Source organism: Paenibacillus timonensis, assembly GCF_022427145.1.
GTDB lineage: Bacteria > Bacillota > Bacilli > Paenibacillales > Paenibacillaceae > Fontibacillus > Fontibacillus timonensis.
Window position 1 is genome coordinate 64,926 of record NZ_JAKSXN010000024.1, and the last position, 8,393, is coordinate 73,318.

At 54.2% G+C, this 8,393-nt stretch carries 10 protein-coding genes and 1 tRNA gene; 4 read left to right on the forward strand and 7 right to left on the reverse strand.

The genetic code is table 11. The features are described 5' to 3' along the window. Positions 1-122: 122 nt before the first annotated feature. Positions 123-719 (reverse strand): YkzI domain-containing protein, encoded by a 597-nt coding sequence (locus tag MJ257_RS11450; RefSeq protein ID WP_240269362.1) that lies wholly within the window; start codon positions 717-719, stop codon positions 123-125. Positions 720-894: 175 nt separating this feature from the next. Here MJ257_RS11450 and MJ257_RS11455 point away from each other — a divergent pair, with 175 nt between their 5' ends. Then, complete coding sequence (locus MJ257_RS11455) at positions 895-1,518, forward strand: YktB family protein (protein ID WP_240269363.1); 624 nt, start codon at positions 895-897, stop codon at positions 1,516-1,518. Positions 1,519-1,565: 47 nt separating this feature from the next. Here the strand turns inward: MJ257_RS11455 and MJ257_RS11460 are convergent, their stop codons facing one another. Further along, positions 1,566-2,834 carry an MFS transporter gene (locus tag MJ257_RS11460; protein ID WP_240269364.1) on the reverse strand — a complete coding sequence of 423 codons (1,269 nt, stop codon included), beginning with the start codon at positions 2,832-2,834 and terminating at the stop codon, positions 1,566-1,568. Between the two features lie 187 nt (positions 2,835-3,021). Here MJ257_RS11460 and MJ257_RS11465 point away from each other — a divergent pair, with 187 nt between their 5' ends. Next, the gene (locus MJ257_RS11465) at positions 3,022-4,497 is read left to right on the forward strand and encodes an aminotransferase class I/II-fold pyridoxal phosphate-dependent enzyme (protein WP_240269365.1); all 1,476 of its coding nucleotides are present in this window, start codon (positions 3,022-3,024) and stop codon (positions 4,495-4,497) included. A gap of 72 nt (positions 4,498-4,569) precedes the next feature. Here the strand turns inward: MJ257_RS11465 and MJ257_RS11470 are convergent, their stop codons facing one another. Beyond that, the gene (locus tag MJ257_RS11470) at positions 4,570-4,893 is read right to left on the reverse strand and encodes a DUF1292 domain-containing protein (protein ID WP_009227121.1); all 324 of its coding nucleotides are present in this window, start codon (positions 4,891-4,893) and stop codon (positions 4,570-4,572) included. 134 nt (positions 4,894-5,027) lie between these two features. Continuing rightward, on the reverse strand, positions 5,028-5,582 hold the full coding sequence (locus MJ257_RS11475) for a copper amine oxidase (RefSeq protein ID WP_240269366.1): 555 nt from the start codon (positions 5,580-5,582) through the stop codon (positions 5,028-5,030). A gap of 179 nt (positions 5,583-5,761) precedes the next feature. On the opposite strand from MJ257_RS11475, the gene MJ257_RS11480 reads away from it, so the two are divergent. Continuing rightward, complete coding sequence (locus MJ257_RS11480; RefSeq protein WP_240269367.1) at positions 5,762-6,499, forward strand: MBL fold metallo-hydrolase; 738 nt, start codon at positions 5,762-5,764, stop codon at positions 6,497-6,499. A 63-nt stretch (positions 6,500-6,562) separates the two neighbouring features. Here the strand turns inward: MJ257_RS11480 and MJ257_RS11485 are convergent, their stop codons facing one another. The 3 genes from MJ257_RS11485 to MJ257_RS11495 form a co-directional block, all read right to left on the reverse strand. Next, positions 6,563-6,802 carry a DUF3892 domain-containing protein gene (locus MJ257_RS11485; protein WP_240269368.1) on the reverse strand — a complete coding sequence of 80 codons (240 nt, stop codon included), beginning with the start codon at positions 6,800-6,802 and terminating at the stop codon, positions 6,563-6,565. Between the two features lie 73 nt (positions 6,803-6,875). Continuing rightward, entirely contained in the window at positions 6,876-7,328 is a 453-nt protein-coding gene (locus MJ257_RS11490) for a GNAT family N-acetyltransferase (protein WP_240269369.1), read from the reverse strand. Between the two features lie 239 nt (positions 7,329-7,567). Next, positions 7,568-7,735: a hypothetical protein gene (locus tag MJ257_RS11495; RefSeq protein ID WP_240269370.1), complete on the reverse strand. Its 168-nt coding sequence runs from the start codon at positions 7,733-7,735 to the stop codon at positions 7,568-7,570. A gap of 359 nt (positions 7,736-8,094) precedes the next feature. Between MJ257_RS11495 and MJ257_RS11500 the strand changes: the two genes are divergently transcribed. Next, positions 8,095-8,167: transfer RNA gene (locus MJ257_RS11500), tRNA-Val, on the forward strand. The last annotated feature ends 226 nt before the right edge of the window (positions 8,168-8,393 follow it).

Here is an 8,393-nt window from a genome sequence, read left to right on the forward strand (position 1 = left end):
CCCTGCGCCCAAAAAACAACCCCCAACGCCGTGGGAGCCAAGGACTTGCCATTCGTAATTCGTTTGTGCATTGCCGGCAATCAGGCAGGTACTCACTCCTTTAGGATGAGCCGTTTCTAAGGTTACCATTCAAGCCGAAGCAGTTCGAGCCGAAGCTTGCGCAGTCTCTCCTTACAAGCCTCGGAGGTTTCGGCGTCTCCCTGTTGGATCGCCTCGAACAACCGCTCCAGCTCGGCGTCAAGCTCCTCTTGCAGATGCGCCAGCTGCTGCTCCGCGGAATCGGAGGCGTACATTTCGGCCATCTGCGCCGTGTCGACGACCGGCCCTTTTTGATAGATGACGCGATGCTCCATTCCCGAGATTTCGACGAGACGGATGACTTCTCCGAACAAAATATTCTCGACCAGGATCTGACGATCCTTAAACCGTTTGACCACCGCATGGCCGCGCAGGTCCCCGATCAGCTTCTCCAGCCATTCGGCCAGCTTGGCATCCCGGATTACGTAATCGCCTACCAGCTTGTATCCTTTGGGAAGACGCTGAAACCGCAGTTTGGTCAGCTTTCGTCCGGTCCGGACCGAGATGATAAAGAGCGTTTCGTTTTCGCTCCAATATAAAGAATACCCGTCTTGGATCAAGTCGCGGATCAATTGTTGAATGTGCCGGCGGTCGAATCGGAGTTCCAGGTTGCAGTATTCCACTTCGTAACTTTTATTCACGGCACTCCCTCCTCACGGTTTACCTTATCTTATACTTCATCTTATGTAATGGAACTTGGTTTATTGATTATTTTTACCCTGATCAGGCCGGAGATGACGCGCTAAAATATGATATACTGGTACCGTTAAAAATCGAACCGCATTTGATTTCTGCTGAAGCTGGAGGTATTCACCGATGTCCTTTGAAGGATTTACGACACAAGATTTCGACGCCCTTACCGTCCCGGGGCTTGAGCCCCGGATGGAAGCGATTATAAGCAACATCAGGCCCAAGCTGGAAACGCTCGGTGCGGAGCTCGTTCCCTTCCTGTCCGCTTTATGCGGGGAAGAGATGTTTCCGCATGTGGCCAAGCATGCCCGCCGGACGGTGAACCCGCCGAACGATACCTGGGTGGCCTGGGCGGCCAGCAAACGCGGGTATAAAGCGTTGCCGCATTTTCAAGTGGGAATGTTCTCCACGCACCTGTTCATCATTTTCGCCGTCATTTACGAAAGTCCGAATAAGTCGGTGTTTGCGAACTATTTGGACAAGCAGGCAGCTCAGATCAAGAAGACGATCCCGGACGGATTCTACTGGTCCCTGGACCATATGAGCCCGGGCGGCACGCCCCACCGGGAGGCCGACGCCAAGCAGTTGAAGACCTGGGCCGAGCAACTGAAGACGGTAAAGAAGTCCGAAGCGTTGTGCGGGCTGCGGCTGGAGCGGAACGACCCCCTCGTGTCCGATGGGAGCAAGTTGATCCACACGGTCCAAGAGACGTTCCAAACGCTGCTGCCGCTGTATAAAAACGCGTTTTAAGCTTAGGCAACGCGCCTTGCTTTCGCTACGCTTCAAGCCTCCCTGCCTTACGGCTTCGGGGAGGCTTTTTGCGTGCGGGCGAGGGCGATATGCAGGAAGAAAAGCAGCGCCATCGTTGCCGAGCTGGCCAGAAACGGCGCGGTCGGGCCGATCAGGTCCCACATTTTGCCGGAGATGATCGGCCCGGCGACCATGCCCGAGCCCTGAATCGTCAGGAACAGGCCCCAGATCGTGCCTCTTTCCCCGCTCGGAAGCATGTGCGAGATCATCGTGTCCCATGTCGGGAGGATAAACGCATAGCTGCACCCGATCAGGATGACGAACAGCCAAACGAGCGACACCTCCCGCGACAGGGCAAACAACCCGATCGAGGCCGCCGCCAGGGCGAAGCCGATATGCAGAAACCAACGCGTCCCCAACCGGTCGACCAGTTTGCCGATCGGAATCAGCCCCAGGACGGTGATCCCGCCCCCGATCACGAGCATCGCGCTAAACGTCTCCGGGGACAGCCCGAGCTCCGTCCGGACGTACAGCGTGATGACCGGCGTCAGCAGCCCGACGGCGAACGATTGCAGGAACAGCGCCGGATATAATAACGGGCTGACATGCAAATGCGTGCGGATATGGCGAACCGAAGAACGCAGTTGGCTCCACATCCCTCCGCTCTTGGCGGGGGAGGATGTATCCCCGGGGACGGCGGCTTTCGCCGTGCCCGCGGCGGGTGAACCGTCCGCTTTTCCCGGCAAAAACAACGACACCAGCAACACCAGCGTTAGGCAGCCGAGCAGGAACCAAAAAACCGGCCGATACGAATCATGCAGGAAAAAGTTGATGATGACGGGACCCAGTCCGGTTCCGCCGAGGCTGGAAATCTGAATGACCCCCATCGCCGTCGCGAAGTTGTTATTCTCCTCCGTAACCGCGGTAATCCCCATCAAGACGCAAGGCCATAGCGGCGCGGTCCCGATGCCCAACAGCGCGCAGCCAAGCACGAGAAACCCCATGGAGGGCAGGAAAGCGATCATCGCCACGGCGCCCAGCGTGATGCAAAGCCCCAAGCTCATCGTCCGGCGAAAGCCGATCCGTTCAATCAGCCAGCCCGCCGGGCTACGAAACAAATTATCCCCGATATACTGCATCGAAAAAGACAAGCCGATTGCAAACGCGCTAAGGCTCAGCACATCCCCCATATAAACCGGAAGGATGGATACGATTAGCGCCCCCTTGACGAACTCCACCAAAAACATGATGAGCCACAGGCTGGCGAACGTGGGATTCAGCCATTTTTTTCGCGCGATTCCGCTCGTCAGTTCCACGAAAAAGCCCCCTCTCCTTGTTTCCGATCACGGTTTCCCTTTTCATTCTGTCCGTTTTCTTCGGCAAATTAACCCAAACTACGTCAATTTTGCGTAAAACCGTCTTGATTCGCTTGCATTCCGGGCGCATTTTGCTATACTCAAGCTTGTTTGAAAATTACGTTGACGAAAGGCAGGGATGGCCCGTATGGATCATCAAAGCACGCCGCTCTTCACCGCTCTCAAAAAGCACGCGGCCGGCAATCCCGTTCAGTTTCACATTCCCGGGCATAAAAAAGGGCTCGGCACCGATAAAGAATTCCGCGAGTTCATTGGCGACAACGCCTTGTCCATCGACTTGATCAACATCGCTCCTCTAGACGACCTGCATCAGCCTACCGGCGTCATCGAAGAGGCGCAGAAGCTGGCCGCAGACGCCTTCGGCGCCGACTATACCTATTTCTCGGTGCAAGGGACCAGCGGAGCCATCATGACCATGATACTATCCGTTTGTTCGCCGGGTGATAAAATCATCGTCCCGAGAAATATTCATAAATCCGTGATGTCGGCGATTATTTTCGCCGGAGCGAAGCCGGTTTTCGTTTCGCCGGCGCAAGACGCCAATTTGGGGATCGACCATGGAATCACGACTTCCTCGGTCCGCCGCGCGTTGCAGCGTCATCCCGACGCCAAGGCGGTCGTGGTGATTAACCCGACGTATTTCGGCGTTTGCGCCAACCTGAAAGAAATCGTCGACCTGGCTCACAGCTTTCACGTGCCGGTGCTGGTCGATGAAGCGCATGGGGTGCATATTCACTTCCATGAGAAGCTGCCGATGTCGGCCATGCAAGCCGGCGCCGATATGGCGGCCACCAGCGTGCACAAGCTCGGCGGCTCGATGACGCAAAGCTCGATCCTCAACCTGAATACCAAGAACGGTTACGTCAACCCGCAGCGCGTGCAGACGATCATCAGCATGCTGACGACCACGTCCACCTCCTATCTGCTGCTGGCTTCCCTGGATACGGCGCGCCGCAATCTGGCGCTGCATGGACGGGAACTGGCCGAACGGGCCATGGAGCTGGCGCATGATATGCGTTCGGAAATCAACCAAATCGAAGGCTTGTATTGCTTCGGGCGGGAGATTTTAGGCGGGGAAGCGACGTATGACCATGATCCGACCAAGCTGACGATCCACGTCCGCCACTTGGGGATTACCGGATATGAGACGGAAAACTGGCTGCGCGAGCACTACAACATCGAAGTGGAGCTCAGCGACATGTACAACATCCTGTGCTTGATTACGCCGGGGGACACGCAGGAGACGGCCGATATTTTGCTGACCGCCCTACGCGAGCTGTCCAAGACTTATTATAAGGAAAACAACGCCAACGAGCTGATCGTGAAAATCCCGGAAATCCCGCATCTATCCCTCATTCCGCGGGATGCCTTCTATGCGGATACCGAAGTCATTCCGTTTAAGGAATCGGCCGGACGGATTATCGCCGAGTTCATTTACGTCTACCCGCCGGGCATTCCGATTCTGCTCCCGGGCGAAGTCATTTCCCAGGACAATATCGACTACATCGTTGATCATGTCGAGGTCGGCTTGCCGGTGAAAGGGCCGGAGGACCGGTATATCGATAAGGTCAAGGTGATTGTTGAAGCCGATCCGATTTTCTGATCCAAACCAAAAATCAAAAAGCTCCCCGTATCGGGGAGCTTTTATCTTATATACCAGGGGATCAACCGCAAATCAGGCTTCATCCATTTGGGCGACAAGCTCGTTATAAGCTTCTTCCACCTGTTTCCATTCTTGTTCGTCTTCGATATTGTAAAGCACCATTTCTTCGTTTTCTTCTTCCATGCGGAGAATGATGCCGTCCGCTTCCGGATTGTTGCGCTCGAGCAGCAGCGCGTACACTTTCTCGCCAACGTCGAAAGTCTCGACAAGAACCATCTCTACGTCGTTCCCCTCTTCGTCAGTCAGCGTCAACACAAACTCTTCATGCTCGTGATCATGGTCATGATCGTGGCCGCAGCCGCATGCTTCGCCGTGTTCGTGATTGTGGTCGCTCATGAAATTACCTCGCTTTAAGTATGTTTTAATGGAGTGAAGCCGTCCTCCCGCTTCATTCCCCCCGTATCGTAACACTTTTGGTGGGGACAGGTCAATTTTCGCGAGTCATGCCGGGTCGGAGGCTCATTTGTCGGTTATTTTAAGACGTTAATGCCCTTTTCCGAGACTAACACGAAATCCGATCCGTTCGATGGCTGCATATAGAACCCAACGGTATAACGGCCCGGCGACTTGAAATCGTACGTGAAATCCTTCGTTCGGAACCAGAAGTTATCCCGCTGTTCCTTGATTTCATCGGTCTGGATTTCTTTGGACGTCCCGTCCGGGGCCGTGATGGAGACCCGTACCGCAACGATATCCGTGCGCAAATTATCGATTTGTGAAAATACGTTGAACTTCAGCTTCCCTGTCTTCTTTACGTCGCCAAAAACCGCATCGTCCGTAAATAGAAACATGTGAACGTTGGGCTTATAGTAATTCACCGTTTTGGTGCCGTCATGATATTCGACCAAGCCTTCCAGATTGCGGACGGGCACATACGTTTTCCCGTCTACGATATATCCGCCGTCCTCCAGCTCGCGGCCGTTCAGCATCAGCTTTACCTTTTGGCTCGCGGCGTCGGCAAACAGCAGGGAACCCCCCATTAGAGAGAAAGCGACCACCAGTAATGCAACTCTTCTCCATCTCATGAATTTGACCCTCCATTTGATTCCTGTTGATGTAATGTTATACTCCCCGATTTCGGTCAAGTTGCGGTGGTTATGGGAAATAGCGGCACTTTTTTTGGCGAGAGATGCCAGCCTTTTGTTTCTCTTGGAAATTGTGTACATTAGAGGGGTGATCCATACTTCTTAAAGGGGGATTCCTGATGCCATTACGCTTGCAAATGCTGGGTACGGGCGGGGCGTTTGCCAAAAAATATTACAATAACAACGCGCTCCTCTACGCCGGAGGCTTTACCCTGTTGATCGACTGCGGAATCACCGCCCCCATGGCGCTGCACGCGATCGGCAAACCGGTGGACGACATCGACGCCGTGCTGATCACCCATATCCATGGAGATCATGTCGGTGGACTGGAGGAACTGGCCTTCAGACGAAAATTCGGGACCGCGCCGAAGCCGATCCTGTATATCGCCGAGAATCTGGTCGAGCCGTTATGGGAAAATACGCTAAAAGGCGGGTTAAGCCAGGACGGCGTGATCCACTCGCTGAGCGACGTATTCGACGTGCGTCTGTTAACGGAAGGCCAACCGGCACAGCTCGCGCCTGAACTGAAGATGGAGTTGATCCGTACGCCGCATATCCCGGGAAAACCAAGCTATTCGCTTTATATCAATGAGGAGATTTTCTACAGCGCGGATAAGACGTTTCAACCGGAGCTGCTGGAGAAGCTCGTCCGCGAGCGGGGCTGCCGCCGCATCCTGCACGAGGTCCAGTTGAACGGGCCCGGCGAAGTCCATACCACGCTGCAGGAATTGCTAACCCTGCCGACCGAGATCCAGCGCCAAATCCTGCTGATGCATTATGGGGATGAAATGGAGTCTTTCCGGGGAGCGACCGGGGAAATGGACTTTCTGCGCCAGCACGAAGTATATACGCTGTAATAAAACAACCCTGCGGGTATGTAAGCCGCAGGGTTCATTCGTTTATGGGGTAGGGCTCCATCGTTATTCGAAACCAGGCAAGTTGTCGAGGTTATTGGACGGATCTCCGTCGGCATCGCCACGGATGTGCATTTCTCCGTCTCGCCCCTTGAACACGTTGACGCCGGCGATCGCACCGGCCTTGACCTCCTGCAGGGCCTGCTGGTAATCAAGCACGCGTCCGCTGGACGTTTTAAACGCCTCCAAATCCCCGTCGCCGTTCTTTCGCACGGCAATGAACGTTTCTCTGGTATTCAGGGCCATCGGCTAGCTCATCTCCTCTTCGTTCAGGTTAGATCTAGCTTGCCCCGAAACCTCAGAACCTATGTTTTTACGCTTACGCTTTCAACGGCTTAATCATCCGAACATGCGGAATCCCGGCGTCATCGAAGGGCTCGGTCGAGATCGTCTCATAACCCAGTTTGGCATAAAACCCTTCAGCATGGCACTGTGCATCCAGGACCGATTTGGTGAGCCCAAGCTCCCGCGCAAGCTCTTCCAGGGCGAGCAGCAGGATTTTGCCCACGCCTTTCGAGCGGAATTCTTGGCGCACCGCGATCCGCTGCATTTTGGCCGCGTTGTCTTTATAGTAAATCAGCCTGCCCGTCGCGGCATAAGCCCCTTCCAATTCAATCAGCACATGATGTACATCCGGGCCAATCTGATCGTATTCGTCAATTTCCAAATCGATGGGGACCTTCTGTTCCTCTACGAACACTTCTTTTCGGATGTCCAAGCATTTTTGCAATTGTTCTTCGTTCCCTACATGGATGATAGTTGCAGCCGACACTTCGTTCCCCTCCCAGCAAAGCTTGTCTGTTGGTTTGTTTAAACTGCATCATTATACAAAAAAATCAATTTCATGTATAGTTATTCTATTGGATTTCGGCGGAAAGGGGCTGGCAAAGGGGTTATGATCATGGGCATAACGATAGCCGCTGCGGTGCTGATCGCGGCATTGCTGATCGTCTCCATGTTTTACGTGACGAAGAAAGGTTATTCCCGCAAGTGGGACGAGGAATAAAGCGTTTATTCCGTGGAATACACGTCCTCCACGATCGTTGGCGAATAAACGCCGTCCGATACCGATGGGCCGAACGGCCAGGGCAAGGCGCGGGCTTGCCGGTTCATCGTCTCCTCGTTCGGCGCCAAACGACAGGCGCTGGTTAAGGCCAGCAGGAGGACGGCTCCTGCCACGGCTGCCCAAAGGGGCCGTGGACGTAGCCGCTTTGTCTCGCTATTTGGCGACGGGGTGTGGCCGTGGTTATGAGGGTTAAGGCGGATCTGGCGGTTTGAGTGGGTCCGACGCATCTGTTCAACTTCCTTTCTATATGTAGGGCATTTCGCTGAATGGACGGGGTTCCGCTGAATGCAGGGCATAGCGTTCCCCGAATGTAAGGCGTTATGCTGACGCAAGCGTGCCGTTCGTAGAGCGTTTCCTGACAGGATGGCGCTCCTCCTCCATTGTTGGCAGGGTCTCGGCTCCTTATACTTCAGGGAAGTGTTGACAAGAACCCCGGCGCCTGTTAAGATAAATTTTGTCTTCACTATAATTTGATCTGCTAGCTCAGCTGGGAGAGCACCATCTTGACAGGGTGGGGGTCAGTGGTTCGAGCCCACTGCAGATCATCGCAAAAGAACCCTTGAAGCTTAGGCTCCAAGGGTTCTTACTTTGTTCTGGATTCCACGCAACCTCTAACGGAACGTACAGACCTTATCTGCCCATTTCCCGGATATTTCCCAGGCTAACGGACTAGAGTGACCTTATTTGACCCTTTTGGTGATCATTTCACCATAATTCGCCCAAATAAGGTCTCTGAGTTCCGTTAACGCGTGGAGAGCTGCATTCGAACCA